The sequence below is a fragment of the Streptomonospora arabica genome, from assembly GCF_039531585.1.
Classification (GTDB): Bacteria; Actinomycetota; Actinomycetes; order Streptosporangiales; family Streptosporangiaceae; genus Streptomonospora; species Streptomonospora halophila.
The window spans coordinates 582,712-608,455 of record NZ_BAAAQI010000001.1 but is presented as its reverse complement, the minus strand read 5'-3'; the positions used below and the strand labels follow the sequence as shown (position 1 = coordinate 608,455).

At 74.0% G+C, this 25,744-nt stretch carries 25 protein-coding genes; 15 read left to right on the top strand and 10 right to left on the bottom strand.

Annotated features, from left to right (window positions below):
* Positions 1 to 69: 69 nt before the first annotated feature.
* On the bottom strand, positions 70 to 1,722 hold the full coding sequence (locus tag ABD284_RS02635) for a glycoside hydrolase family 13 protein (protein WP_344140549.1): 1,653 nt from the start codon (positions 1,720 to 1,722) through the stop codon (positions 70 to 72).
* A gap of 104 nt (positions 1,723 to 1,826) precedes the next feature.
* Here ABD284_RS02635 and ABD284_RS02630 point away from each other — a divergent pair, with 104 nt between their 5' ends.
* The 3 genes from ABD284_RS02630 to hemW all read left to right on the top strand — a co-directional run bounded on the left by ABD284_RS02630 (position 1,827) and on the right by hemW (position 4,873).
* Positions 1,827 to 2,867, top strand: coding sequence for a LacI family DNA-binding transcriptional regulator (locus ABD284_RS02630; RefSeq protein WP_344140548.1), 1,041 nt, complete (start codon positions 1,827 to 1,829; stop codon positions 2,865 to 2,867).
* A gap of 67 nt (positions 2,868 to 2,934) precedes the next feature.
* The gene (locus tag ABD284_RS02625; protein ID WP_344140546.1) at positions 2,935 to 3,579 is read left to right on the top strand and encodes an MOSC domain-containing protein; all 645 of its coding nucleotides are present in this window, start codon (positions 2,935 to 2,937) and stop codon (positions 3,577 to 3,579) included.
* A gap of 61 nt (positions 3,580 to 3,640) precedes the next feature.
* Positions 3,641 to 4,873, top strand: coding sequence for a radical SAM family heme chaperone HemW (gene hemW / locus ABD284_RS02620; protein ID WP_344140544.1), 1,233 nt, complete (start codon positions 3,641 to 3,643; stop codon positions 4,871 to 4,873).
* 60 nt (positions 4,874 to 4,933) lie between these two features.
* On the opposite strand, the gene ABD284_RS02615 is transcribed toward hemW, so the two are convergent.
* From ABD284_RS02615 to ABD284_RS02605, 3 genes are all read right to left on the bottom strand, one after another.
* Positions 4,934 to 5,542 carry a DUF4870 domain-containing protein gene (locus tag ABD284_RS02615; protein WP_344140542.1) on the bottom strand — a complete coding sequence of 203 codons (609 nt, stop codon included), beginning with the start codon at positions 5,540 to 5,542 and terminating at the stop codon, positions 4,934 to 4,936.
* Positions 5,543 to 5,761: 219 nt separating this feature from the next.
* Positions 5,762 to 6,832 carry a DUF4870 domain-containing protein gene (locus tag ABD284_RS02610; RefSeq protein ID WP_344140540.1) on the bottom strand — a complete coding sequence of 357 codons (1,071 nt, stop codon included), beginning with the start codon at positions 6,830 to 6,832 and terminating at the stop codon, positions 5,762 to 5,764.
* 100 nt (positions 6,833 to 6,932) lie between these two features.
* The gene (locus ABD284_RS02605; protein WP_344140538.1) at positions 6,933 to 7,781 is read right to left on the bottom strand and encodes a DUF3097 domain-containing protein; all 849 of its coding nucleotides are present in this window, start codon (positions 7,779 to 7,781) and stop codon (positions 6,933 to 6,935) included.
* 165 nt (positions 7,782 to 7,946) lie between these two features.
* Between ABD284_RS02605 and hrcA the strand changes: the two genes are divergently transcribed.
* From hrcA to ABD284_RS02590, 3 genes are all read left to right on the top strand, one after another.
* Positions 7,947 to 8,960, top strand: coding sequence for a heat-inducible transcriptional repressor HrcA (gene hrcA / locus ABD284_RS02600; protein WP_344140536.1), 1,014 nt, complete (start codon positions 7,947 to 7,949; stop codon positions 8,958 to 8,960).
* Complete coding sequence (gene dnaJ, locus ABD284_RS02595; RefSeq protein WP_344140534.1) at positions 8,961 to 10,112, top strand: molecular chaperone DnaJ; 1,152 nt, start codon at positions 8,961 to 8,963, stop codon at positions 10,110 to 10,112. It begins immediately after the preceding gene.
* 145 nt (positions 10,113 to 10,257) lie between these two features.
* On the top strand, positions 10,258 to 11,043 hold the full coding sequence (locus tag ABD284_RS02590) for a 16S rRNA (uracil(1498)-N(3))-methyltransferase (protein WP_344140532.1): 786 nt from the start codon (positions 10,258 to 10,260) through the stop codon (positions 11,041 to 11,043).
* 203 nt (positions 11,044 to 11,246) lie between these two features.
* On the opposite strand, the gene ABD284_RS02585 is transcribed toward ABD284_RS02590, so the two are convergent.
* Positions 11,247 to 11,987: a hypothetical protein gene (locus ABD284_RS02585; protein ID WP_344140530.1), complete on the bottom strand. Its 741-nt coding sequence runs from the start codon at positions 11,985 to 11,987 to the stop codon at positions 11,247 to 11,249.
* Positions 11,984 to 12,514: a SigE family RNA polymerase sigma factor gene (locus ABD284_RS02580; RefSeq protein WP_344140772.1), complete on the bottom strand. Its 531-nt coding sequence runs from the start codon at positions 12,512 to 12,514 to the stop codon at positions 11,984 to 11,986. The genes ABD284_RS02585 and ABD284_RS02580 overlap by 4 nt, the downstream gene beginning before the upstream one ends.
* Before the next feature lie 590 nt (positions 12,515 to 13,104).
* Here ABD284_RS02580 and ABD284_RS02575 point away from each other — a divergent pair.
* From ABD284_RS02575 to era, 6 genes are all read left to right on the top strand, one after another.
* Positions 13,105 to 13,461, top strand: a complete 357-nt coding sequence (locus ABD284_RS02575) for a histidine triad nucleotide-binding protein (protein ID WP_344140528.1) — start codon at positions 13,105 to 13,107, stop codon at positions 13,459 to 13,461.
* Positions 13,462 to 13,636: 175 nt separating this feature from the next.
* Positions 13,637 to 14,686: a PhoH family protein gene (locus tag ABD284_RS02570; RefSeq protein ID WP_344140526.1), complete on the top strand. Its 1,050-nt coding sequence runs from the start codon at positions 13,637 to 13,639 to the stop codon at positions 14,684 to 14,686.
* 97 nt (positions 14,687 to 14,783) lie between these two features.
* Positions 14,784 to 15,281 (top strand): rRNA maturation RNase YbeY, encoded by a 498-nt coding sequence (gene ybeY, locus ABD284_RS02565; RefSeq protein ID WP_344140524.1) that lies wholly within the window; start codon positions 14,784 to 14,786, stop codon positions 15,279 to 15,281.
* The gene (locus tag ABD284_RS02560; RefSeq protein ID WP_344140522.1) at positions 15,278 to 16,666 is read left to right on the top strand and encodes a hemolysin family protein; all 1,389 of its coding nucleotides are present in this window, start codon (positions 15,278 to 15,280) and stop codon (positions 16,664 to 16,666) included. The genes ybeY and ABD284_RS02560 overlap by 4 nt, the downstream gene beginning before the upstream one ends.
* A 121-nt stretch (positions 16,667 to 16,787) precedes the next feature.
* Positions 16,788 to 17,141 (top strand): cytidine deaminase, encoded by a 354-nt coding sequence (locus tag ABD284_RS02555; RefSeq protein WP_344140520.1) that lies wholly within the window; start codon positions 16,788 to 16,790, stop codon positions 17,139 to 17,141.
* 63 nt (positions 17,142 to 17,204) lie between these two features.
* A complete protein-coding gene (gene era, locus ABD284_RS02550; RefSeq protein ID WP_344140518.1) occupies positions 17,205 to 18,173 on the top strand; it encodes a GTPase Era in 969 nt (322 codons plus the stop codon).
* 178 nt (positions 18,174 to 18,351) lie between these two features.
* Here the strand turns inward: era and ABD284_RS02545 are convergent, their stop codons facing one another.
* Positions 18,352 to 19,086, bottom strand: a complete 735-nt coding sequence (locus tag ABD284_RS02545; RefSeq protein ID WP_386699325.1) for an IclR family transcriptional regulator — start codon at positions 19,084 to 19,086, stop codon at positions 18,352 to 18,354.
* Between the two features lie 367 nt (positions 19,087 to 19,453).
* On the opposite strand from ABD284_RS02545, the gene ABD284_RS02540 reads away from it, so the two are divergent.
* A complete protein-coding gene (locus ABD284_RS02540) occupies positions 19,454 to 20,692 on the top strand; it encodes a DUF6986 family protein (protein ID WP_344140771.1) in 1,239 nt (412 codons plus the stop codon).
* 55 nt (positions 20,693 to 20,747) lie between these two features.
* A complete protein-coding gene (gene allB, locus ABD284_RS02535; RefSeq protein WP_344140513.1) occupies positions 20,748 to 22,172 on the top strand; it encodes an allantoinase AllB in 1,425 nt (474 codons plus the stop codon).
* A 32-nt stretch (positions 22,173 to 22,204) separates the two neighbouring features.
* Here the strand turns inward: allB and pucL are convergent, their stop codons facing one another.
* The 3 genes from pucL to uraD form a co-directional block, all read right to left on the bottom strand.
* The gene (pucL, locus tag ABD284_RS02530) at positions 22,205 to 23,125 is read right to left on the bottom strand and encodes a factor-independent urate hydroxylase (protein ID WP_344140511.1); all 921 of its coding nucleotides are present in this window, start codon (positions 23,123 to 23,125) and stop codon (positions 22,205 to 22,207) included.
* A 407-nt stretch (positions 23,126 to 23,532) separates the two neighbouring features.
* Positions 23,533 to 23,895 carry a hydroxyisourate hydrolase gene (uraH, locus tag ABD284_RS02525; RefSeq protein ID WP_344140509.1) on the bottom strand — a complete coding sequence of 121 codons (363 nt, stop codon included), beginning with the start codon at positions 23,893 to 23,895 and terminating at the stop codon, positions 23,533 to 23,535.
* The gene (gene uraD, locus ABD284_RS02520; protein WP_344140507.1) at positions 23,892 to 24,425 is read right to left on the bottom strand and encodes a 2-oxo-4-hydroxy-4-carboxy-5-ureidoimidazoline decarboxylase; all 534 of its coding nucleotides are present in this window, start codon (positions 24,423 to 24,425) and stop codon (positions 23,892 to 23,894) included. Before uraD ends, uraH begins: the two co-directional genes overlap by 4 nt.
* A 465-nt stretch (positions 24,426 to 24,890) precedes the next feature.
* Here uraD and ABD284_RS02515 point away from each other — a divergent pair, with 465 nt between their 5' ends.
* Positions 24,891 to 25,691: a hydroxypyruvate isomerase family protein gene (locus ABD284_RS02515; RefSeq protein ID WP_344140505.1), complete on the top strand. Its 801-nt coding sequence runs from the start codon at positions 24,891 to 24,893 to the stop codon at positions 25,689 to 25,691.
* Positions 25,692 to 25,744: the final 53 nt, after the last annotated feature.

Sequence of the window (25,744 nt, the reverse complement as noted above, 5' to 3'; positions counted from 1 at the left end):
ACCTCGGGAGCGCGCCGGAGGGCGGCGTGCGCCCGCGCACGCCGCCCTCCGGGCCCCCGAAAACCCTGTTCAGCTCTCGCCGGGCACCAGCCACACCGCCGTGTCGGCGGGCAGCACGAGCGCCTGCGCGCCCTCCCGCACCGGGCCGCTGGCCAGCAGCACCCGCGTGCGCGGGGCGGGGAGCGGCGCCGGGAGCTCGGCGGGTTCGCCGCCGAGGTTGACCGCGCAGGCGAACCCGTCGCCGCGGGTGAAGGCCAACACCCCCGCGCCGGCGTCGATCCAGGCCAGCTCCGCGGCGGGGTCGATCGACGCGCGCCGGTGCCCGAGCGCGGAGGTGTACAGCGCCAGCGTGGAGTCGGGATCGCCGCGCTGGGCCTCCCGGCTGTAGCGCCCCCACTCCGGGGGCATCGGCAGCCACGGCCGGGTGCCGGGGGGCCCGAACCCGTACGGCTCCTCGCCGCCCTCCCACGGCAGCGGCACACGGCACCCGTCGCGCCCCCGTTCGGTGCGGCCGGAGCGCTCCCACGTCGGATCCTGCAGCGCGTCCTCGGGCAGGTCGGTCACCTCGGGCAGGCCCAGCTCCTCGCCCTGGTAGAGGTAGGCCGAGCCCGGCAGCGCCAGCGCGAGCAGGGCGGCGGCGCGCGCCCGGCGCAGTCCGCGCTCCCCGGCGCCGAAGCGGGTGGGGTGGCGGGTGACGTCGTGGTTGGACAGCACCCACGTCGTCGGCGCTCCCACGGCGCCGTTGGCCGCCAGCGAGTCGTCGACGACCCGCCGCAGCACCGCCGGGTCCCAGCCCGCGGTCAAGAACTGGAAGTTGAACGCCTGGTGCAGCTCGTCGGGGCGCAGGTAGCGCGCCACCCGCGGCGCGTCCTCCACCCACGCCTCGGCGACCAGTGCCCGATCGCCGGGGTAGGAGGCCACGATCGCGTTCCACCGGCGGTAGATGTCGTGCACGCCGTCCTGGTCGAAGTAGGGCAGCTCGACGGAGCCGTCGAGCAGGTCGGCCTTCTGGCCTTCCGGCAGGTCGGGCAGTGCGGGGTCCTTGACCATGCCGTGGGCGACGTCGATGCGGAACCCGTCGACGCCGCGGTCCAGCCAGAAGCGCAGCACGTCGTCGAACTCCGCGTGCACGTCGGGGCTGGTCCAGTCGAGATCGGGCTGCTCGGGGTCGAACAGGTGCAGGTACCACTCCTCGGGCGTGCCGTCGGGCCGCTTCAGCCGTGTCCACGCCGGGCCGCCGAAGATCGACCTCCAGTTGTTGGGCGGCCGGTCGCCGCCGGGTCCGCGCCCCGTGCGGAAGACGTAGCGCGAGCGCGCCGGGTCGCCCGGAGCGGCGGCCACCGCCTCGCGGAACCAGGCGTGGGCCGAGGAGGTGTGGTTGGGCACGACGTCGATGATGATGCGCAGCCCCAGCTCATGGGCGCGTTGCGTGAGGTCGTCGAAGTCGGCCAGCGTGCCGAAGCGGGGGTCGACGTCGCGGTAGTCGGCCACGTCGTAGCCGCCGTCGGCGAGCGGGGACACGTAGAAGGGGGTCAGCCACACCGCGTCGACTCCGAGCGCGGCAAGTTCGGGGAGCCTGCTGCGCACGCCGCGCAGGTCGCCTTCGCCGTCGCCGTCGGAGTCGGCGAAGCTGCGGACGTAGACCTGGTAGATGACGGCGTCGCGCCACCACTCCCTGCCTGCGGCGGGCGGTGCGGTCCCGTGGTCCGGGGGGTTGGGCATAGGGGTCGTTCCCTCCGTTGCCTGGACGGCGGTTCGTGCAAACTATTGCGCAAGATTACCTACCGGTTGCAAGGGTCGGGGGGAAACTGCATTAGAGTGCTCGCATGGGTCCACGTTTGGCCGACATAGCCCGCCATGCCGACGTGAGCGAGGCGACGGTCTCCCGAGTGCTGAACAACAAGCCCGGCGTCGGCTCCGAAACCCGGGCGGCCGTCCTCACCGCGCTCGACGTGCTGGGCTACGAGCGGCCCGAGCGCCTGCGGCGGCGCTCCGCCGGCCTGGTCGGCATGGTCGTACCCGAGCTGGAGAACCCGGTGTTTCCGATGTTCGCCCAGGCGGCCGAGGGCGCGCTCGCCCGGCAGGGCTACACCCCGGTGCTGTGCACCCGCCCCCCGGGCGGCATCGTCGAGGACGAGTACGTCGAACTGCTGCTGGAGCGCAACGTCTCCGGCATCGTCTTCGTCTCCGGACTGCACGCCGACGCCACGGCTGACCACGGCCGCTACCACCGCCTGATCGCGCAGAAGTTGCCGATCGTGCTCGTGAACGGCTTCGCCGAGGAGGTGCCGGCCGCGTTCGTCTCCTGCGACGACCGCGAGGCCGGACGGCTGGCGGTCGGCCACCTGGCCGAACTGGGCCACACCCGGATCGGTTTCACCAGCGGCCCCGAGCGCTACGTGCCGGTCCAGCGCAAGCTCATCGGCTACCGCTCGGCCATGGCCGAACACGGTCTCGACACCGAGGACCTGGTCGAGCTGTCGCTGTTCGGCGTCGAGGGCGGCCACGCCGCGGCATCCCGGCTGCTGCAGCGCGGGGTCACCGCCATGGTCTGCGGCTCCGACCTCATGGCGCTGGGAGCGGTGCGCGCCGCCCGCCAGCGCGGCCTGTCCGTGCCCGGCGACTTCTCCGTGGTGGGCTACGACGACTCCCAGCTGATCGCCTTCACGGACCCGCCGCTGACCACCGTGCGCCAGCCGATACAGGCCATGGCCATGGCGACCGTGCGCACGCTCTGCGACGAGATCGCCGGCCACAGCGTCTCCCGCACCGAGTACCTGTTCGACCCCGAGCTGGTCGTGCGCGGCTCCACCGCCGCCGCGCCGGCGTCCTCCGCGGTCCGCGCCAGGCCCGCCGGCGTGTCCTGAGCGCCCGCGGCCGCGGGCGCCGGGGTCCCACCGGGCCCCGGGGGCGGCGTGCTCTAGCCTGTGGCCCATGCCCATCGTCGCCTCGGTCAACACCGGCACCGCGGTCTCCGCCGACTGGGCGGGTCGCCTCAAGCGCACCGCCATCGACAAGCGCCCGGTTTCCGGCCCCGTGGCCGTGCACACGCTCGGCGTCGCCGACGACCAGCAGGCCGACCGCGACAACCACGGCGGCCCCGACAAGGCCGTCTACGCCTACTCCCGGGAGGACCTGGACCTCTGGCAGGAGCGCCTGGGCCGGCCGCTGCGGGACGGCGTCTTCGGCGAGAACCTCACCACACGCGGCATCGACCTCGGCACCGCACTGATAGGTGAGCGCTGGCGCGTGGGAACTGTCCTGCTGGAGGCCGCCCTCCCGCGCACACCCTGCGGGGTGTTCCGGTCCTGGATGGCCGAGACCGGCTGGGTCAAGCGGTTCACCGCTGAAGGGCGCACCGGCGTCTACCTGCGTGTCCTGGCCGAGGGGGAGCTGGCCGCGGGCGACGGGATCACCGTGGTGCACCGGCCCGACCACGGCATCGGCGTGGCCGCGGCGTTCCGCGCCCGTTATGAGCGCGACCCCGAGCTGCTGCGCCGGGTCCTGGCCCTTCCGGGCCGCTCGGCGGTGTGGGAGGAGTCCGCCGCAGCCCTCGGAGTGCGCCCCGCCCAGGGCTGAGCAGCCCAGCCGGGGCCCGGTGGCGGACCGTTCGGTCGCCGGCGTCGCCGACACTGGAAGCATGCCTTCCGTGCCTCTCGACGGCGAGCCCGTTCCCGCCGACGGCTCCCTGCCCGCCGGCGCCGCAGCCGGCGCGGGAACCCGCCCCTTCGGCGTGTACGTGCACGTGCCCTTCTGCGCCACACGCTGCGGCTACTGCGACTTCAACACCTACACCGCCGCCGAGCTGCGCTCGCGCGACGGCGGACACACCGCCACCCGCGAGGACTACGCCGACCGGGCCGTCGCCGAGATCCGCCTGGCCCGCCGCGTCCTGGGCTCCGCCGAGATCCCCGTCAGCACGGTGTTCTTCGGCGGCGGCACCCCCACGCTGCTGCCGCCTGAGGACCTGGGGCGCATCCTCGCGGCCGTCGGCACCGAGTTCGGCCTGGAGCCCGGCGCCGAGGTGACCACCGAGGCCAACCCCGAGACCGTCGACCCCGGTGTGCTGGCCCGGCTGCGAGAACAGGGCTTCACCCGTGTCTCCTTCGGCATGCAGAGCGCCGCGCAGCACGTGCTGGCGGTCCTGGACCGCGCCCACACACCGGGACGGCCCCAGCAGTGCGCCCAGTGGGCGCGCGAGGCCGGGTTCGACCACGTCAACCTGGACCTGATCTACGGAACGCCGGGCGAGACCGACGCCGACTGGAAGGAGTCGCTGCGGGCGGCGGTCGAGGCGGGCGTCGACCACGTCTCGGCTTACTCGCTGATCGTCGAGGACGGCACCCGCCTGGCGGCGCGCGTGCGCCGCGGCGAGCTGACCGAACCCGACGAGGACGTGCTGGCCGACCGCTACACCATGGCCGACGACGCGCTCACCGCCGCCGGCCTGCACCCGTACGAGGTCTCCAACTGGGCCCGCGGCGACGAAGCGCGCAGCCGGCACAACCGCCTCTACTGGACCGGCGGCGACTGGTGGGGGATCGGCCCCGGCGCGCACAGCCACGTCGGCGGCACCCGCTGGTGGAACGTCAAGCACCCCGCGGCCTACGCCGCCCGCCTCGCCGAGGACCGCTCGCCCGGCCACGCCCGCGAGGTGCTCGGCGAGGCCGACCGCCGCTTCGAACGGATCATGCTCGAGCTGCGCCTGGCCGAGGGCTGCCCTTTGGACCTGCTCGACGAGCGCGGGCGCGGCGACGCGGAGCGCGCCGTGGAGGAGGGTCTGCTGGAGGCCGGCGCGCACGCCGAAGGCCGCGCCGTGCTGACGCGGCGCGGTCGGCTGCTGGCGGACGCGGTGGTGCGCCGGCTGGCCTGAGGGCGCCCATGCCGGATCGCTCGGCCGCCGGCGCCCTCCCTGTTCCGGGGCGGAGGCCGGCTACTTCAGCATCGGGATGGCCATCGGGTACTTGTACCACTCGCCCTTGTTGGAAGCCACAGCGGCGATGATGGCGAAGATGACCGCGACGGCGATCACGGCGAAGATGGTGATGAAGCCGATGATGACGATCATCAGCAGGTAGGACACGAGCTGCCCGATGAACATCGTCATCTGGAAGTTGAACGCCTGGGCCGCCTGGTGGCGGATGTAAGGCGACTCGTCCTTCTTCACGAAGTACATGATCAGCGGGAGCACCCACGTGGTGAGCAGCCCGCCCAGATGGGTGATCAGCGCCATCTGCCGCTCGTCGACGGAGGGGTTGTACTGGCCGCCGGGCTGCCCGTAGCCCTGCTGGTAGCCCTGTTGGTGGTATCCCTGCTGGTAGCCCTGCACCGGCGCCGGGTACTGCGGCTGGCCGCCGGGGTAGGGCTGCTGGCCGTATCCGGGCTGGGGGCCCGTACCGTAGCCCTGCTGCGGACCCGACTGGGGCCCGTAGTTGGGGTCGACCCCGGGCGGCGGGCTGTAGCCGCCGGGGTAGTTCGGGTAGCCGCCGGGCTGCTGCTGGCCGCCGCCGTGGGGCTGGTCCGGCTGGGGTGGGTAGCTCATGTCTGCTGGTCTCCTCTGTGAGTGGCCCCCGGCGTCCGCCGGGGGCGCTGCGATCGCATCAGGCGCGGCGCCGCTCCTGCCGGACGGCCGGGCCTCGTGAGTCTCGGCCGGGCGCGCGGCCGCTGAAGGCCTCTCCCGGTGAGACTCCGCAACCGGGTGCTGGGTTCCCGCGCGGCGCGGGCCGGCGGCGCCGCGCGCCCGCCCGCGCCCCGCGGCCGGTCACTTGACCATGCGGATCGACACCGGGTAGCGGTACTGGCTGCCGCGGTTCGCGCTGAGCGCGGCCAGCACGCCGAGCACGATCGAGGCCACCCAGATCACCGCCACGAGCACGGAGCCGATCCAGGAGATGGACGGCGCGAAGACCCCGAGGCCGATGTAGACCGCCCAGGCGATGAAGTAGGGGATCAGCAGGGTCAGCTGGAAGTTCAGCGCCTCGCCCGCCTGATGGCGGACGAACGGGGAGTCCTTGCGCTTCACCGAGTAGATGATCAGGGCGGGCAGCCAGCCCAAGCACGACAGGATGACGCCGGAGAGGTGGGCGATCATCGCCCAGGTGGCGTCGTCGGAGGCGTCGGGCCGGTGCGGTCGGCCCGGAGCGTAGCCGGGCTGCTGGGGGAAGCCCTGCTGGGGGTAGCCCTGCTGCCCCGGGGGCGGGCCGCCGGGGAAGGCGCCCGGCTGCTGCTCGTAGCCCTGCTGCTGCGGCGCGCCCGGCTGCGGCCCGTACCCGGGCTGCTGCGGCTGCTGGTAACCGGGCTGGGGCTGTTGGTAGGGCGCCTGGGGATGGCCGGGTTGCGGCTGGCCGTAACCCGGTTGCTGCTGGCCCGGCGCCGTCCCGTATCCCGGCTGGGGCTGCTGCGGCTGCGGGTATCCGGGGGCCTGCTGCTGGTAGGGCTGCTCGCCGTATCCGGGTTGTCCGTAGCCGGGCTGTCCGCCGCTGGGCTGGCCGTATCCGGGTTGTCCGTAGCCGGGCTGTCCGCCGCTGGGCTGCCCGTATCCGGGCTGAGCATAGCCCGGCTGTCCGCCGCTGGGCTGCCCGTATCCGGGCTGTCCGCCGCTGGGTTGGCCGTAGTCCGGCTGCGCGGCGCCGGGTTGTCCGTATTCGGGCTGACCGTAGGCGGGCTGCCCCCCGCTGGGTTGGCCGTACTCGGGCTGCCCGTAGCCGGGCTGCTCGCCGGTGCCCGCCTGCCCCTGGCCGGGCTGCCCGCCAGAGGGAGCGCGGCCTGGTGCCGACTGGTCACCGGAGGGCCCCTCCTGGGGCTGTGGTCGGTTGGGCGGGGTCTCGCTCATCTTGTCCCTTGGCTGTGCCGATTGCGTTGGGCCGATAGTGCCATCAGGTGCCCCGTCAGGCCACCGCGCACCCCTCGCGCGCGGTACGCCCGGACACGTCTTAGTCTTGCACCCCGTGCGCCGCGGTGACGAAGTCGATGAGCTCTTCGACGCGGCCCAGCAGCTCCGGTTCGAGGTCGGCGTAGCTGCGCACCGACCCCAGGATCCGGCGCCAGGCCTCACCGGGCTCCTCGTCGCTGCCCAGTGCCCGCAGGACCCCCTCCTTCCACGATACGCCGCGCGGCACCCGCGGCCACGCGGAGAACCCCAGCACGGACGGCTTGACCGCCTGCCAGATGTCGATGAAGGGGTGGCCGGTGACCAGCACGTCGGGCGAGGCGACCTGCTCGGCGATGCGGCTCTCCTTCGAGCCCGGCACCAGGTGGTCCACCAGGACGCCCAGCCGCCGACCCGGCTCCGGGCCGAAGTCGGCCACGATCGCGGGCAGGTGGTCGACGCCTTCGAGGTACTCCACGACCACGCCCTCCACGCGCAGGTCGTGCCCCCAGATCTTCTCGACGAGCTCGGCGTCGTGGACGCCTTCGACGTAGATGCGGCTCTGCCTGGCCACCCGCGAGCGCGCGCTCCGCACGGCGATCGACCCGGAGGCGCTGCGGGCCGGGCCCGAGGGCTCCGCGGCGGGCCGTACCGCGGTCACGGGGCGGCCGTCGAGGAGGAAGGCCGCGGGTTCGAGGTCGAAGACGCGGTGGCGGCCGTGCCGGTCCTCCAGGGTCACGGTCCGCTTGTCCCATCCCACGACGGCGCCGCAGAACCCCTCGTCGGCCGACTCCAGGACGATCCCCTGCTCCAGCGCGACCTCGGCGACGGCGCCCTTGCGCGGCAGGCGCCACTCGCCCGCCAGGACGTCTGGGCCGTACCTCTTGCCCGAGCTGTCGGAGTTGGTGTGCACGGCGGGGATTGTATCCGCGGTCGCGCCGCCGCGCTGGGCGGCGCGGGGGCCGGTCGGAGGCGACGCGCCGCCGTGCGGCGGGATCCGGCGGCCCGTTTTCGATCCGACCTTGCACGACGGCATAGAATTAGCACTTAGGACCATGGAGTGCCAGGAGGTGAGCACGTGCTCGACGAGCGGAAGCTGGCGGTTCTGCGTGCGATCGTCGAGGATTACGTGTCCACGAACGAGCCCGTGGGGTCCAAGGCGCTGTCGGACCGGCATACCCTCGGTGTTTCCCCCGCTACCATCCGCAACGACATGGTGGCCCTGGAGGAGGACGGCTACATCGCCCAGCCGCACACGAGCGCCGGGCGGGTCCCCACGGACAAGGGCTACCGGCTGTTCGTGGACCGGCTGTCCACCGTGAAGCCGCTCTCCGGAGCCGAGCGGCGCGCCATCGAGACCTTCCTCGGCGGCGCGGTCGACCTCGACGAGATCGTGGGGCGCACGGTGCGCCTGCTGGCCCAGCTCACACGCCAGGTGGCGGTGGTACAGTACCCGTCGCTCACGCGGTCGTCGGTGCAGCACGTGGAGCTGGTCCCGCTGGGCCAGCAGCGCGTGATGATGGTCCTCATCACCGACACCGGCCGCGTCGAGCAGCGGGTCATAGACGGTCTGGAGGCGGTCAGCGAGGACGCTGTGGACAGCCTCCGGCAGATGCTCAACCGGGCTCTGGTGGGCACGTGGCTCACCGAGGTCCCCAGTGCCGTGGAGGATCTGCCCGGCCAGCTGCCGCCGGACGACCGCGCCCTTGCCGCGGCCGTGCTGTCGGTTCTGCTGGAGAGCCTCGTCGAGCGCCACGACGAGAAGATCGTCCTCGGTGGTACGGCGAATCTCGCCGCGATGGATTTGTCGGCTAGCCTGCGGGACGTACTCGAGGCTTTGGAAGAAAACGTCGTGCTGCTCCGTTTGCTGGGAGAGGCGGGCGACCCTTCCATGCTGACGGTGCGCATCGGCGCCGAGAACTCTCACGAGGGTCTGAGATCCACATCGATCGTCTCGGCCGGTTACGGGATCGGCGATCAGCCTCTGGCCAAGATCGGTGTGGTCGGCCCCACTCGGATGGACTACCCAGGAACGATGGGAGCGGTACGCGCTGTGGCTCGGTACCTCGGACAGATACTTGCGGGGCAGTAAGTGGCGAGAGACTACTACGAGATCCTCGGGGTGCGGCGCGACGCATCCAAGGACGAGATCAAGAAGGCGTATCGGCGGCTCGCCCGCGAACTCCACCCGGACGTCAACCCGGACCCGGCCACGCAGGATCGCTTCAAGGAAGTGACCCAGGCCTACGAGGTCCTCTCCGACGACAGCAAGCGCCGGATGTTCGACATGGGCGCCGATCCCTTCGCGCCCTCCGGCGGAGGGGGCGGAGCGGGGGCCGGCGGCTTCGGCGCGGGCGGCTTCCCCTTCGACGACATCATGAACGCGTTCTTCGGCGGCGGCCAGCCCGGAGGCGGGCGCAGCCCCCGCGACCGGGCGCGGCGCGGGCGCAGCATCAAGGTCCGCATCGAGCTGGACCTCTCCGAGACCGCGTTCGGTGTGACCAAGGACGTCACCTTCCCCACGGCGGTGCTGTGCAACACCTGCCAGGGCGAGGGCACGGCCAAGGGCACCCACCGCCAGACCTGCGACATGTGCCAGGGGCGCGGTGAGGTCTCGCAGGTCGCGCGGTCGTTCCTGGGCCAGGTCATGACCACGCGGCCGTGCCCGCAGTGCTCCGGGCAGGGCTCGGTCATCACCGATCCCTGCGCCGACTGCGCCGGCGAGGGCCGCGTGCGCGAGAAGGTCACCCGCAAGGTGCAGATCCCCGCGGGCGTCGAGGACGGCACCCAGATCCAGCTGGCCGGCGAGGGCGAGGTCGGCCCCAACGGCGGCCCGCGCGGCGACATCTTCCTGGAGATCGTGCAGCGCCCGCACCCGACCTTCGAGCGGCGCGGCGACGACCTGCACTGCACCATAACCGTGCCGATGACCGCCGCCGCGCTGGGCGCCTCGTTCACCTTCGAGACGCTCGACGGCACCGAGGAGATCGACCTGCGGCCCGGCACCGGCTCCGGCCACGTCATCACGCTGCAGGGGCGTGGCAGCCGCCACCTCGACGGCGCGGGGCGCGGCGACCTGATGATCCAGGTCGACGTCGAGACCCCCGCCAAGCTGGACGAGGAGCAGGAGGCACTGCTGCGCAAGTTCGCCGAGCTGCGCGGCGAGGACCAGCCTCCGGGCAAGTTCAGCCCGGGCCACGGCGGCCTGTTCTCGCGGCTGCGCGACGCCTTCGGGGCGCGCTGAGGCCTCGGCCGCGGCCTTAGCGGATCGTCCGCCGGGCGCTCGGACACGGGCCGGCTCCGCGTGCTCGCACGCACGGAGCCGGCCCGCGTCTGTGGCCGGCCGTCGTGCCGGGCGCCCGCGCCCGGCCCTGGAATTGGGGTGAGGTGTGACACCTCCGGTCTTCTTGTGCGAACCCGGCCGGCTCGACGGCGGCACCGTGGTGCTGTCCGGCCCCGAGGGCCGGCACGCCGCGACGGTGCGGCGGGTCGCCGTGGGCGAGACCCTGCACCTGGTCGACGGCGCCGGGACCCGCGCGCGCTGCCGGGTGCTCGAAGCCGGCGGGGACCGCGTGGTCTGCGCGGTCGAGGAGCGCGGCGTCGACCCGCCGCCCCGCCCGCACCTGACCGTGGTCCAGGCGCTGCCCAAGGGCGACCGCGGCGAGCTGGCGGTGGAGGTCATGACCGAGGCGGGCGTCGACCGCATCGTGCCCTGGGCGGCCGAGCGGTGCATCACCCGCTGGAAGCCCGAGCGGGCGGCCAAGTCGCTGGCCAAGTGGCGCGCCGCCGCGCGCGAGGCCGCCAAGCAGTCGCGGCGCAGCCGGATCCCCGAGGTCACCGAGCAGGCCGGAATCGGCGAGGCCTGCGCACGGGTCGCCGCGGCCGGCGTCGCTGTCGTGCTGCACGAGGACGCCGGGGTCCGCCTCTCGGCGCTGCCGCTGCCCGAGCGCCTGACGGCACCCGAGCCGCCCGCGGCCGGCGCGGGGGCGGGGCCCGCCGACGAGGACGGGATCGTGCTGGTGGTCGGCCCCGAAGGCGGATTCTCCGAAAGCGAGCTGGGCGCGCTGGAGACAGCGGGCGCGGTGCGCGCCCTGCTGGGCCCGACGGTGCTGCGCACGTCCACCGCCGGCGTGGCCGCGCTCTCTGTGCTCCAGGCGCGCTGCGGGCGGTGGTGAATCCGCCGGTGCGGCCGCCGGGCGGTGCTCGGAGCGTCGGCGGCCGCACCGCCGGAGCGGGGCGGGACGCCGGCGCCCTGTGAAGGGCCCGGGGGAGGGCGCGGTCGGCGCCGGGACCCCCGGCAGCCGTCCGGGACTTCGCCGCTGCGGCGACCGCGTGGCTAGCGCGCTCGCCCGTCACCGCTTCGGCGCCGGGCGACCGCTCAGCCGACCCCGACCGCCGACTCGCCGGTGCCCGTGCCCGTGGTGGTGTCGCCGGGGTCGGAGGTGCCGGGCGTGTCGGAGCCGCCGCCGGTGTCGTTACCGCCGTCGTCGGGCGGCGTCGTGGAGTCGCCGGTGGAGCCGTCGCCGGGGTCCTCCGGCTGGGGTTCCTCGGTGGGGTCGGTGGGCTCGTCGGAGGAGTCGCACTCGGTCCGCGACGTGCCGTCGGCGCCGGCGCCCGGCCCGGTCGAGGAGCTCGGTTTCGGAGCGGGTGACGGCTCGCCGCCGGTGGAGCAGTGCTCGGCCGTGCCGTAGGGCGCGCCGCTGCTCTCGGGCTCCTCGGGGGGTGCCGGCCGCGTCGTGGGCTCCGCGCCGCCGCTGGGCCGGTCGGCGGGGTCGGGGCGGGACGGAGGGCTCGTGATCCCGTCCTTGTCGGTGGCGCCCGGGCCGCCCGCGGGCGGGGAGCCGGTGTCGTCGGTCGGACTGGTCAGCGACTGCGGCAGGATCTGGTCGCGCACCTGAGGGGTGCCCAGCAGAACCGAACCCGCGATCAGCGCCGCGGCCCCGACCGCGAGCGACGGCCGCAGCCACGAGGCGTTCAGCAGCGCGGTCAGCCGGCTCGTGCGCTGCGTGCGGGCCCGGATGGCGTTCAGCGCCTCGGGGGAGGAGTCGACGGAGTCGGCCTCGGCGCGCAGGATGGCGCGGAGGCGCTCTTCGATCGGGTCCTCTGGTGGTTCGGTCATGTCGTCTGCTCCAGAACCGAGCGGAGCGCGGCTATCCCCCGGGCGGTGTGACTCTTGACTGCGCCGCGGCTGATGCCCATCGCGTCGGCGATCTGCGCCTCGGACAGGTCGCCGTAGTACCGCAGCACGATCGCCTCCCGCTGCCGGGTGGGGAGTTCGCGCAGCGCATCGATGACGGCCGCTCGTTCGAGTTCACCCATGGCGCCCTGTTCGGCGCTGGGGGCGTCGGGAAGGGCTTTGGGCGCGTGCTTTTCTACCACGGCTCGGTGCCGCAGCACCGAGCGGGCCCGGTTGACCACGGACTGGCGCAGGTAGGAGAGGGCCTTGTTCGGGTCGCGCAGCCGCCGCCATGCGCCGTGCATGGCGACGAAGGCGTCCTGCACGACCTCTTCGGCGGTTCCGGAGTCGCGCACGAGCAGTGTGGCCAGCCGGACCAGCGGTCGGTACTGCGTGGTGTACAGCTGGGTGACGGCTTGGTCGGCGTCCCAGTCGACGGCGACCGGTGCGGCCGGGGCTCCTGCGACCATGGTTTCAGTCACGTCGGTTTGACGCGCGCCCTTGTCGTCGGGTTTACGAAAGGGCATACCTCTACTTCTCGTTCCGCGTCGAAATCGCCGTGATCGTGTGCTTCGGACCGCGCGCCGCGGTCCGCCCCGGACGCGGGGGGTGCCCGCAGTCCGCCGTCCCCGTGCCGCCGGCAGTGTGCTGACGGTACAGGACGGCGCGGCCCACGCTGTGCGAAGCAACAGGATAGCCCGCGGCGCCGCGGAAGGGGCGCGGCGGCCGGGATGCGCCCGCAGGAGCGGACGGCTTTGGAGACGACCTCACAGGAGCACCACTAGCAGAGGGGACATCTTGGCGACGGGACGACGGCGCGGAGGGCGCCGCGGAAGGGCGGTGTGACGCACACCGTAGAAGATGGTGCCCGCTTTCGGCAGCCGGACGGCCCAACACGGCCGCAATTCGCAGCGGCGCCGCGCGTGGGTCTCCGGCTCGGGACATTCCCGTTCAGCACACCGTGCGCCACTCGGGCATCATGGGGTGCGCTGTGCGCGCGGCATCCCGATACGGGGGCGGCGCGGCGGCCGCAACGACCACCCGGACGGAGAGGCCCCAGGTGAGCACGACCGATCCCGACTGCCTGTTCTGCAAGATCGCCTCCGGCGAGGTGCCCGCCGAGATCGTCCGCGACGGCGAGCGCGTGCTGGCCTTCCGCGACATCAATCCCCAGGCGCCCACGCACGTGCTGGTGATCCCGCGCGAGCACCACCCCGACGCCGCTTCGGCCGCCGGCGCGGGTACCGGCCTCGTGGACGAGGTCGTGCGCGAGGCCCACTCCATCGCCGAGGACGAGGGCGTCGCATCCACCGGCTACCGCATGGTGTTCAACACCGGATCCGGCGCCGGGCAGACGGTGTTCCACCTGCACTGCCACCTGCTGGGCGGGCGCGGCCTGGAGTGGCCCCCCGGATAAAACCACTCGGGGGCGCAGCGATCCCGTTGGTAGACTGGAAAACGACGACAGCGTTCGCTTCGATCACTGCGGCCACGGTGATCACGTCCCCGGCTCGGGGCCGCGCGACAGGCGAACCCGATTCCAGACTCCGTATTCGCGAGAGGCAGGGGCGAGACGGCCGCAAGGCCACATCATGGTCGAGTCAACACAACAGAGCACGCAGGTGAAGATCGCGGTGCCCGAAGAGCACATGATGGTCAACCTGCTGGGCTCGGGCGACGAGCTGCTCCGTACGGTCGAGCGCTCCTTCGACAGCGACATCCACGTCCGCGGCAACGAGATCACGATCAGCGGCAGCCCCGAGGAGACCTCGGTGGTGGTGCGGCTGATCGAAGAGCTGCTCGAACTCGTGAAGAACGGCACCGTGGTCACCCCCGACGCCATCGACCGCACGCTGAGCATGCTGCGGTCGCCGGGAGGCGGCGGCGAGCGCCCCGCGGACGTGCTGACGCACAACATCCTCTCGGCGCGCGGGCGCACCATCCGGCCGAAGACCCTGAACCAGAAGCACTACGTCGACGCCATCGACCGCCACACCGTCGTCTTCGGCATCGGCCCCGCCGGAACCGGCAAGACCTACCTGGCCATGGCCAAGGCGGTCAAGGCGCTGCAGAACAAGCAGGTCAACCGGATCATCCTCACCCGCCCCGCGGTCGAGGCGGGCGAGCGCCTTGGCTACCTGCCGGGCACGCTCTACGAGAAGATCGACCCCTACCTGCGCCCGCTCTACGACGCGCTGCACGACATGCTGGCGCCGGAGTCGATCCCCAAGCTGATGTCGGCCGGCACCATCGAGGTGGCGCCGCTCGCCTACATGCGGGGGCGCACGCTCAACGACTCCTTCATCATCCTCGACGAGGCGCAGAACACCTCACCCGAGCAGATGAAGATGTTCCTCACGCGCCTGGGCTTCGGGTCCAAGATCGTGGTGACCGGCGACGTCACCCAGGTCGACCTGCCCGGAGGCACCACCAGCGGGCTGCGCACCATCGAGAACATCCTGCACGGCATCGACGACATCGGCTTCTGCCGCCTGAGCAGCACCGACGTGGTGCGGCACAAGCTGGTCAGCGCCATCGTCGACGCCTATGGTCGGTACGACACGCAGCAGAACGGTTCCCCGAGCGCGCGCGGGCGGCCGGGGGCGTCCCGCTCCGGCCCGGGCACCGGCACCTCCGGGTGACGCGGCCGCGGGCCGCCGGGTCCGTGCGCAGGACGCACGGGCGCGCGGCCCGCATGCCGCCCCCTACCGAGTACGAGACGAAGGCGCGCTGAGCAAAATGAGTATCGACGTCGCGAACGAGTCCGGCGTCCCGGCAGACGAGGAACGGCTGAGCCGGCTGGCCCGTTTCGTCCTGGACGCGATGCGGATCCACCCCCTGGCGGAGCTGTCCATCGTCCTCGTCGACGAGGAGCCGATGGCCGAGCTCCACGTGCGCTGGATGGACGAGACCGGGCCCACCGACGTCATGTCGTTCCCTATGGACGAGCTGCGCCCCGGCGGTCAGGACCGCCCGTCGGAGCCGGGCGTGCTGGGCGACGTGATCATCTGTCCGCAGGTCGCCGCCCGCCAGGCCGAGAAGGCCGGGCACAGCGCCCAGGAGGAGACCGACCTGCTGTGCACGCACGGCATCCTGCACCTGCTGGGCTACGACCACGCCGAACCCGACGAGCACAAGGAGATGTTCGGGCTCCAGGCCGAGCTGCTCGCGGGCTGGCGGTCGGGTGACGGCGCGGCGGGCGACCGGCCGCAGGAGAGAGAAGACACCGCGCGATGAACGCCGGCTGGCCGGGTGCCGAGCCGGCGACCGCGCCCCCGGTGGACACGGCGGCGGCCGCGGGCGCGGTCGGGATCGACCCTCTCTACGCCTTTCCCGCCGCGCTGGTCTTCGCCCTGGCCGCCGCGTTCTTCGTGAGCGCGGAGGTGGCGGTCACCCGCGCCTCGGGGATGGAGGCCGAGCCGGCCGACGACGACACACCCGCGGCGCAGCGGCTGCGCCGGGTCCTGGCCGAACCCGCCGAGCACCTGAACACGGTGCTGCTGCTGCGCGTGGCCTGCCAGGCGCTGGCCGCGGTGGCGCTGGCGGTGGGCTTCGTCGGCTGGCTGGGCCTGGGCTGGCTCTCGGCCGCCTGCGCGGTGGTCGTGATGACCGTCGTGGACTACGTGTTCGTCGGCGTCACGCCGCGCATCCTGGGCCGCCAGTTCGCCGCCTCGCTGGCCGCGGCCAGCGTCGCCTTCCTCGCGCCCCTCGCGCCGGTGCTGGGCCCGGTCTCGGGGACGCTGGTGCGGCTGGGCCGGTCGCTGACTCCGCGCAACCTGGGGGACCGCAGCGGCCCGTTCACGAGCGAGAGCGAGCTGCGCCGCCTGGTGGACCTGGCCGAGCGCGGCCACGTCATCGACGCCGAAGAGCGGCAGATGATCCATTCGGTGTTCAAGCTCGACGACACCTCGGTGCGCGAGGTGATGGTGCCGCGCACCGACATCGTCTTCGTCGAGCGCGACTCCTCGCTCGACGACGGACTGTCCCTCGCGCTGCGCAGCGGGTTCTCCCGCATCCCCGTCACCGGGCAGGACGAGGACGACGTCGTGGGCATCGTCTACCTCAAGGACGTCGTCGCGCGCATGCGCCAGGAGTGGGCGCGCGGCGCCGCCGGCGCCGGCAGGGCCGAGCCGGCCGGGGCCGAGACGGTGGGCGACGTCATGCGCGCCGCGTCCTACGTGCCCGACTCCAAGCCGATCGACGAGCTGCTGCGCGACATGCAGCAGCGGCGCATCCACGTGGCCGTGGTGATCGACGAGTACGGCGGTACGGCCGGGCTGGTCACCATCGAGGACATCGTCGAGGAGATCGTCGGCGAGATCACCGACGAGTACGACGACGAGGTCCCGCCCATCGAGCGGCTGGACGAGCGCCGGGCGCGCGTCACCGCCCGCCTGCCGCTGGGCGAGCTGGCCGAGCTGTTCGGGACCGAGCTGGACGCCCCCGACGTCGAGACGGTCGGCGGGCTGCTCGCCTACGCGCTGGGGCGCGTGCCCATCACGGGGTCCCAGGCCGTCTACGCTGGGTTGCGGCTGACCGCCGAGGACACGGTGGGACGCCGCAACCAGACCGCCACGGTGCTGGTGGAGGCGCTGGAGTCCGCGGAGGCGGGTGAGGAGTGAGACGCGCGGCGGGGCCCGCCCCGCCCGCCTCGGCAGCGCCTGCCCGCGCGCCGCGGACCGCCGGATGCCGGGTTCTGCCGGCTCCGTGCCACGACACGACCCCGCTGGGAGGAGACCCACCGTGACCGAGCCAGCCGCGCCGGAGCAGCTCGACCCCGAGGACGAGAAGCTGGTCACCCTGGCGCGCGCCACGCGCGCCCGCACCCAGGCCGCCGAGGGCGCGGCGGTGCGCGACGAGACCGGCCGCACCTACACCGCGGCCACCGTGGCGCTGCCGTCCCTGAAGCTCACCGCACTGCAGGCCGCCGTCGCCGCGGCGGTCTCCAGCGAAGCGGGCGCCCTGGAGGCCGCCGCGGTCGTCACCCGGGCCGCGGAGCCGGCCGAGGCCGACCGGGCCGTGGCCGCAGACATGAAGACACCGCTGGTGGTGCTGGCCGCTCCGGACGGCACGCCCACCGCGGTCCTGCACCCCTGAGCGCGCGAGCGCGTCGGACCCGCGGCGGTGGCGTCCGCCGCGGGAGCGGATGAGACTGGAGAGATGGACGACCTCGACCTGGACAAGCTGCGCACTCCGCTGGAGATGCCCTCCTACCCGGAGGGCTTCCGCAGCGGGTTCGCCTGCTTCGTCGGCCGCCCCAACGTGGGCAAGTCGACCCTGATGAACGCGCTGGTGGGCCAGAAGGTGGCCATCACCAGCACCCGGCCGCAGACCACCCGGCGCACGGTGCGCGGGATCGTGCACCGCGACGACGCCCAGCTGATCATCGTGGACACCCCCGGGCTGCACAAGCCGCGCACGCTGCTGGGGGAGCGGCTGGACAGCCTGGTGCGCTCGACCCTGGTCGAGGTCGACGCGATCGGCTTCTGCATCCCCGCGGACGAGCCGATCGGGCGCGGCGACACCTACATCGCCCGCGAGCTCGCCGCGCAGCGGGACACCCCGGTGATCGCGCTGGTCACCAAGACCGACCGCGCCGACAAGGCCGCGGTAGCCGAACAGCTGATGGCGGTGGAGCGGCTGGGGGAGTGGGCCGACATCGTGCCGGTCTCGGCGGAGTCGGGCTTCCAGGTCGACACGGTGGCCGACGTGCTCTGCGAGCGCCTGCCCGAGGGCCCGCCGCTGTACCCCGGGGGCGACCTCACCGACGAGCCCGAGGAGATGCTGGTCGCCGAGCTGATCCGGGAGGCGTCCCTGGAGGGCGTCCGCGACGAGCTCCCGCACTCCATCGCGGTCGTGGTGGAGGAGATGCTGCCGCGCCAGGAGACCCGCGAGGGCCGCGAGATGATCGACATCTACGCGTCGCTGTACGTGGAGCGCCCCAGTCAGAAGGCGATCGTGATCGGCGCCAAGGGCGCGCGCCTGCGGGAGGTGGGCTCGGCCGCCCGCCGCCACATCGAGGGGCTGCTGGGCGCCCGGGTGTATCTGGACCTGCGGGTGCGGGTGGCCAAGGACTGGCAGCGCGACCCCAAGCAGCTGCGGCGCCTGGGCTTCGACCAGCAGACCTGACCCCCGGGCCCGAACCCGGTCGCGCCCGCCGCCGGGCCGTCTCGCCGCACGGGCTGCGCGGCCCTCCCGGTGGCCCGGTACCGCGGCCCCGGGGCCGCGGGGCGGAGGCGGTCTGCGGCGGCCCCGGCCGAGTGCGAGCGCGTCCGTGACGCGCCCGCCCCTCCGCGGCACCGGAGGCTTAGTCGCGGTGATCGAGGTCGCCGGCCAGCTGCAGGGCGGTGCGGCGCACGATCGGGGCGGCGCGGGCGACGAAGTCCCAGCTCACCCGGGCCTCAGGGCCCGAGATTGAGACCGCCATCATCGCCGGTCCGCCCTGCACGGGCACGGCGAGGCAGCGCACACCCACCTCCTGCTCGCCGTCGTCGATGGCGTAGCCGCGTTCGCGGATGCGGTTCATCTCCGCGAGGAAGGCCTCGGCCCCGGTGATGGTGCGGTCGGTGGCGGCGGGCATACCGGTGCGGCGCAGCGTCGCCAGCGCCTCCTTCTCCGGCAGCTGGGCCAGCAGCGCCTTGCCCACGCCCGCCGAGTGCGCCGGTACGCGCCGGCCCACCTCGGTGAACATCCGCATTGCGTGCTGAGAGGGCACCTGTGCGACGTAGACGACCTTGTCGCCGTCGAGCATGGCCAGATTGGCCGTCTCGCCCAGCTCGTCGACGAGGTGGCCCAGGTGCGGGCGCGCCCAGGTGCCCAGCATCCGCGAGGCGCTGTCGCCCAGGCCGATGAGCCGGGGGCCCAGCGCGTAGCGGCGGGACGGGAGCTGGCGCACGTAGCCGTTGGCGAGCAGGGTGCGGATGATCCGGTGGATGGTGGGCAGCGGCAGGCCGGAGGATTCGGCGAGCCGGCTCAGCGAGACCTCGCCTCCGGCCTCGGCCATGATCTCCAGCAGGGAGAACGCGCGGTCCAGCGACTGCACGCCGCCCGAGCGCGCCCTGGGTGCGGGGTCGGCGTCGGCCGCCGCCTGTGACGAAGCCAAGTCAGCTGCTCCCATCTCGTGCTCCGGCGGCCGCGGCGCCCCCGGGGGCCGCCGGCAGCCCGCCGACTCTTGTTGTTCCGAATTGTAAAAGTTAGTGTCCGCGATATAGAAGGCGTATGCGCGATGAGAGTCTCCGTCATCTGCGTCCGAGTGCGCGGCGGCCCGGGCGGAGGCGGCGGTGGTGGTGACCGTACCCGGTCGAAGAGGCGGTGGCTCAGGGGTGGTTGCAAGCGGAGGCGGCGGGGGCGTGGCGCCGGGCGCGGACACCGGCCCGTCCCCGTCGCGGCTGGCGGGGGCGCTGGAGGAGATGAACGCCGGGCTGGACGCCCGGCTCGCGCGCGCCGACGCGCGGCTGCGCCGCGACTACCCCGGCGCGGACGGCGGGCGGCAGCCGGTGCACACCGTCTACGTGCCCGCTGACCGCATCAGGCGCGGCCTCGCCGCCGCCTGGGGTGAGCAGGCGGTAGCGGCGCTGCGCGCGTTCGCCCCGGGTGCGGCCGAGCTGGCCGCGGCGACCGGCCTGGAGGAGGCCGACGTGGCCGCGGCACAGCCTCGCGTGCTGGCCAAGCTTGACCGGGAACCGGTCGAGGATCTGCGCGTCGACGCCGAGGACGGCTACGGGGTCCGCACCGACGACGAGGAGGACGCCCACGTCGGGGCGGCGGCGGCCGCGCTCGGCGCGGACGTCGCCGCCGGGACCGCGCCGCCCGGCGTCGGCATCCGCATGAAGGGCATGGCGGCCGAGGGGCGCCGCCGCGGGACACGCAGCCTGGCGCTGTTCTTGAGCGGGCTGCTGGAGGCGGCCGGCGGGCTGCCGGAGGGCCTGCGGATCACCCTGCCCAAGATCACGTCGGTGGAGCAGGTGGAGGCCGCCGCGTGGGCGCTCGCCCGCATGGAGCGGCTGTTCGGGCTGGCGGAGGGGCGGCTGCGGTTCGAACTGCAGGTCGAGACCCCGCAGTGCGTGATCGGACCCGGCGGCACCGCGGACCTCGCCCGGATGGTGCGGGCCGGCGGCGGCCGCGTCACCGCGCTGCACTTCGGCACCTACGACTACACCGCCGCCTGCGGCGTGACCGCCGCGCACCAGGCCATGGACCACCCGGCCGCCGACTACGCCAAGGCGGTGATGCAGGTCGCGGCCGCCGGGACGGGCGTCCGGCTCTCGGACGGCGCCGCCAACGTGCTGCCCGTGGGCGCGGCCGAGCAGGTGCACGCCGCCTGGCGGCTGCACACGCGGCTCGTGGTGCGCGCCCTGGAACGGGCTTTCTACCAGGGGTGGGACATGCATCCGCACCAGCTGCCCACCCGGTACCTGGCCACCTACGTCTTCTACCGCCGGGCGTTCGGCCCGGCGGCCGCCCGCCTGGCCGACTACCTGGGATCGGTCGGCGGCACCGTCCTCGACGAGCCCGCCACGGCCCAGGCCCTTGCCGCGGTGCTCACCCGCGGACTGCAGTGCGGCGCCCTCGACGAGCCCGAGGTCGCCGCGGCGTGCGGCGCGGGCGCCGACGACCTGGCGGCCCTGGCGCAACGCCGGGTCGGCTAGCGGCCGGTACGAGGCGGCCGGCGGCGAACCCTCCGGTCCGGGGAAGGGAGCAGACGTGGACACCGACGGCGCGGGCCGGACCCGGGCGGCGGCCGGGCGGGCCGCCGACGACTGCGATCTGGTCGTACGGGCGCGCCGCGCGGTCACCCCCGACGGGGAGCGCGCGGCGGCGATCGGGGTGCGCGGCGGGCGCATCGCCTGGGTCGGCGGATTCGACCGCGCCGCACGGGCGGCGCGCACCGTCGAGACCGCCGCGGACGAGGTGCTGCTGCCGGGCCTGGTCGACACCCACGTGCACGTGAACGAGCCGGGCCGCACCGAGTGGGAGGGCTTCGCCACCGCCTCCCGCGCCGCGGCCGCCGGCGGGATCACCACACTGGTCGACATGCCGCTGAACAGCGTCCCGCCCACCACGACCCTCGGCGGCCTGGCGGCGAAGCGCGCGGCCGCCGATGGCGCGGTCGCGGTCGACGTGGCGTTCTGGGGCGGCGCCGTGCCCGAGAACACCGGGCCGAAGACGGCGGGCGAGCTGCGGCGGCTGCACGAGGCCGGCGTCTGCGGGTTCAAGGCGTTCCTGTCGCCGTCGGGGGTGCCGGAGTTCGGCCACCTGAGCGCCGAGCGGCTGCGTGCCGCGGCGGCGGCCGTCGGGGGGTTCGGCGGGCTGCTGATCGTGCACGCCGAGGACCCGGGTGTGCTCGCGGCGGCGCCCGCGCCGCGCGGGCGCGCCTACGCGGACTTCCTGGCCTCCCGTCCGGCCGCGGCCGAGGCGGCGGCGGTGGGCACGGCGGTCGATGCGGCGCGGGACACGGGTACGCGCGTGCACCTCCTGCACCTCTCGTCGGCGGCGGGCCTGGCGCGGGTCGCGCGGGCGCGGGCCGCGGGCGTGCCGGTGACGGCCGAGACCTGCCCGCACTACCTGGCTCTGGCGGCGGAGGAGGTCCCGGCGGGTGCCACCGAGTACAAGTGCTGCCCGCCGATCCGCGGCGCCGCCGACCGCGAGGCCCTGTGGCGGGGTCTGGCCGACGGAGCCGTGGACTGCGTGGTCAGCGACCACTCGCCCAGCACACCCGATTTGAAGGACACCGCCGCCGGCGACTTCGCTGCGGCGTGGGGCGGGATCTCGGGTCTGCAGGTGGGCTTCGCCGCGGTGTGGACGGCCGCCGCCGCGCGGGGGCACACGCTCGCCGACGTGGCGGCGTGGATGGCGCGGCGCCCCGCCGAGATCGCGGGGCTGGCCGGCAAGGGCGCGCTCGCGCCGGGCTTCGACGCCGACTTCGCGGTCGTCGCCCCGGACTCCGGGTTCCGCGTCGACGCGGCTTCGTTGAGCCACCGCCACCCGCTGACGCCCTACCACGGCCGCGATCTCCTCGGTGAGGTCCGCGCCACCTGGCTGCGCGGGCGGCGCGTGTTTCCGGCGGCCCCGGACGCGGCGCCGCGCGGGCGGCTGCTGATCCGGGGAGCGGTACCGCCGGCCCGGTAGCGGCGGTGCCGCCGCGCCGCGCGGCCGGCCCCTCAGACGAAACCGGGCACCGAGTCCCAGGCCCGGCCCGCGTCCGGGGCGTCGTCGCGTTCGACGGCGGCCTCGATGCGGCCGTAGGGGCGGTCGGCGGCGTGGAGGACCACGTTGGGGTTGTCCATGCCGAAGGGGGCGAGGTCCACCGCGAAGTGGTGGTTGTTGGGCATCGAGAAGCGGATCTCGGCGATGTCCGCGCGCTCGCGCAGCACCGCCTCGCCCATGGCGTACAGGCTCTGCTGCAGCGCGAGGCTGCGGGTGGTCGCGAACGCCTCCAGCACCAGCGCCTTGACCCGCTCATAGGCCGCGTCCCAGTCCACGGCCTGCGGAGCCCGTCCCGGAGCGCTGCTTTCGGCGACGTAGCGCCACCGGGCGGTGACGTCGGTCGCCAGGATGCGCTCGCCGGTCTCGGCCAGGGTGGTGAACCGGGTCCGGGGGAAGCCGCGGAACTCCGAGTCGGCGGACTTGAGCACCGTCAGCCCTTCGAAGCCGGACACGACCCACTCCCCGCCGCGGTCGGCGGTGACCACGGCGGTGCGGGTCTCGGCCCCGCTGCGCACGAAGGCGTGGCCGTGCGGGCCCTCCGCGGTGGGGATGCGCCGCCAGGCGAACTCCTGCAGCTCCACCGCCGCGCCGTGGACGGGGGCGTGCTCGCCGGTGAAGTGCCGGGCCAGCAGCAGGCCGAAGTCCTCGGCGGCGGCGACTCCGTGCTCGCGCGCCAGCGCGTAGACCGTGTTCTTCTGGGTGTCGGTGGTCAGGCAGTTGGCGTTGTCGCCGCGCGTGTGCACCGCCTCCATGTCGCCGCGCAGCCGGGTGCTGACGTTGAGGTCCTTGATGCGGTGGTCGTCGGCGGAGCGGTCGACGTGCACCAGGCGCACCTCCGCCTTGCCGTACTCGTTGCGCCCGAGCCGGATTCCCATGGCTGGCTCCGTACGTTGTCGGGTGGCCCGGGAGGGCCGGGTGTGGCTGATGGTCGCTTGCCTTGCGCGGCTTCCGAGGAGTGGCCGCCCGGCTCTCCGGGGCGCTCCGGTCGCTGATCGAGTTCCGCGCTCAGGTCGCTGCTCACGGAGATGACGGCGGGGTGTTCCGCGGGCCGACGGCACGACGCCGAGCCCCCGGAGGAGCGGAGGGAGCGGTCGGCAACCCCGGCACCACCGTTCGGTCGAAGAAGACAGCCGACGACCAGTCCGCGATCCCGGATGCCCTGGCCAGGCCCTGGACCCGGCCGACACGGTGGTCTCAGGCATCGGCATCTCCTCGGTCCGGGGGTGGGGGCCGGTGTACCCGATCGCCGGGCGCCGCCGTCCGCGGCCCGGCGCGCCGCGGGTCAGCTGCCGCGGTAGGTCGTGTAGGAATGCGGGCTGAGCAGCAGCGGAACGTGGTAATGGGTGTCCTCGTCGGCGAGCTCGAACACCACCGGCACCTCCGGGTAGAGGCCCTGCTGCCCGGTGCGCGCGAAGTAGTGGGCGGTGTCGAACACGAGCCGGTAGGGCCCCGCCGCCAGCCGCTCCGGGCCCAGGGCGCCGGCGCGCCCGTCGTCGTCGGTGGCGGTGGAGGCGATCGCCGTCCAGCCGCCGGTCCGGCCGTCGGCGCCCGCCCCGTGGGAGGCGGGGCGCTCCAGGCGGACCGGCACGCCCGCGGCCGGGCGGCCGCGGGCGGTGTCCAGCACGTGCGTGGTGACGTGGCTCATCGGCTGTCGAGCACCCTTTCGACGCGCTGCAGGGCTATCCGGCGGAGCTCGCCCGCGACGACGCGCTCCTCGGTCACGGCGTCGTTGCCCATCCGGGCGGTGAGGTCGTCCAGCAGCTCGCGGGCTGAGCGGTGGGCCGCGCAGACCAGGTAGATCCGGTCGAAGCGGCGCTCGTAGTCGGCCTGGGCCGCCGCGAACCGCTCGCGCACACCCGCCTCTCCCGCGCTGAACCCCGACTGCTCGCCGCGGGACCACTCGGCCTCGGTTCGTGCGCCGCGGGCGTGCTCGCCGATGCGGGGGTGCCGCTCCAGGGCGGCGGCGACCTCCTCGTCGGTGAGCGTGCGCGCGATCCTGTCCGCTGCGTCCAGCAGCTCGGAGCGGGAGCTGAAGGGGCGGCGCCGGCGCAGCTCCTCCGCCCAGCGCTCGACGCCCAGGCACCGGCCGAACTCCGCCCGGAACTCCTCGGGCGAGAGCGCGTTGACGCGCGCGAGGCCGGCGTCGGCACTCCGCAATGTGGGGTCGTCCGGCATGGCGTCCTCCTTGGCCGGTCGTGCCCGGCGGTGCCCGGATCCGCGGATGCCGGAGCGGGACCCCCGGTGGCCCTGAACCTGCCCGGTGTGCGGGCGGCGTACCCGCGCAGCGGCGGAAATCCGCGAGCCGGTCGTCCGGGGTGCGTACAACGGGGCCGAGCGGCCGCCGAAGCGGAGCCGCACGGGTGGTTGACAACCCCATGGGCGTGGCGCAAACTCACTATAATTCCTTGAAGTGAAAATCATATTCCACATATCGGAAACCGCTGCAGCGGGCCGACGATACGAGGCACAGCCACCCCGTAGGCGCCACCCCTTTCGCCGCCCCACCCGGGCGGGCTCCGCCGCCGAGCGCTCCGGTGCGCGGCCGGCGGCCTTCCTCCCACGACCCGCCGCGGGCCCTGCGCAGGCAGGCGCTCCGGACCAGCCGACCCCCTCCACCCGTCCTCCCGAAGGAGGCGAGCCATGAGCCATTCGCTGCCCTACACCGTCAACTGCTCGCTGCTGTTCACCGAGCTTCCGCTCCACCAGCGCCCCGCCGCCGCGCGCCGGGCCGGGTTCGACGCCGTCGAGTTCTGGTGGCCCTTCGAGAGCGCCGCGCCCGGCGACGCCGAGGTCGACGCGTTCGTCGCCGCCATCGAGAACGCCGGAGTCAGCCTCACCGGGCTGAACCTGTTCGCCGGGCGGCTGCCCGGCCCCGACCGCGGCGTCCTCTCCCACCCCGACCGGGTGCCGGAGCTCCGCGACAACCTCGACGTCGTCGCGGCGATCGCCGAACGCACCGGCACCGCGGGCTTCAACGCGCTGTACGGATTGCGCAGGGACGGCGTCGAGCCCGCCGAGCAGGACGAGACCGCCCTGCAGAACACGCTGGCCGCCGCCAAGGCGCTGGAGGCCGTCGGGGGCACGGTCCTCATCGAGCCCATCAGCGGCTCCGCCGACTACCCCCTGATCACCGCCGCCGACGGACGCGCCTTCGTCGCCGCCGCCAAGGAGGCCGGAGCCGCCAACGTCGCGCTGCTCGCCGACTTCTACCACCTGGCGGTCAACGGGGACGACGTGGCGGCCGTGGTGCGCGACCACGCCGCCGAGTTCGGTCACATCCAGATCGCCGACGCGCCCGGGCGGGGCGAGCCCGGCAGCGGCGACCTGCCCCTGATGGACCTGCTCGCCCGGGCGCAGGACGGCGGCTACAGCGGCCATGTGGGCCTGGAGTACAAGCCGACGGGGGCCAGCGCCGACAGCTTCGGCTGGCTGCGCGGCTGAGACCGCACCGACCGGGGCGCTTTGCGCCGCCCGCATCCGACCGCCGCCGGCGG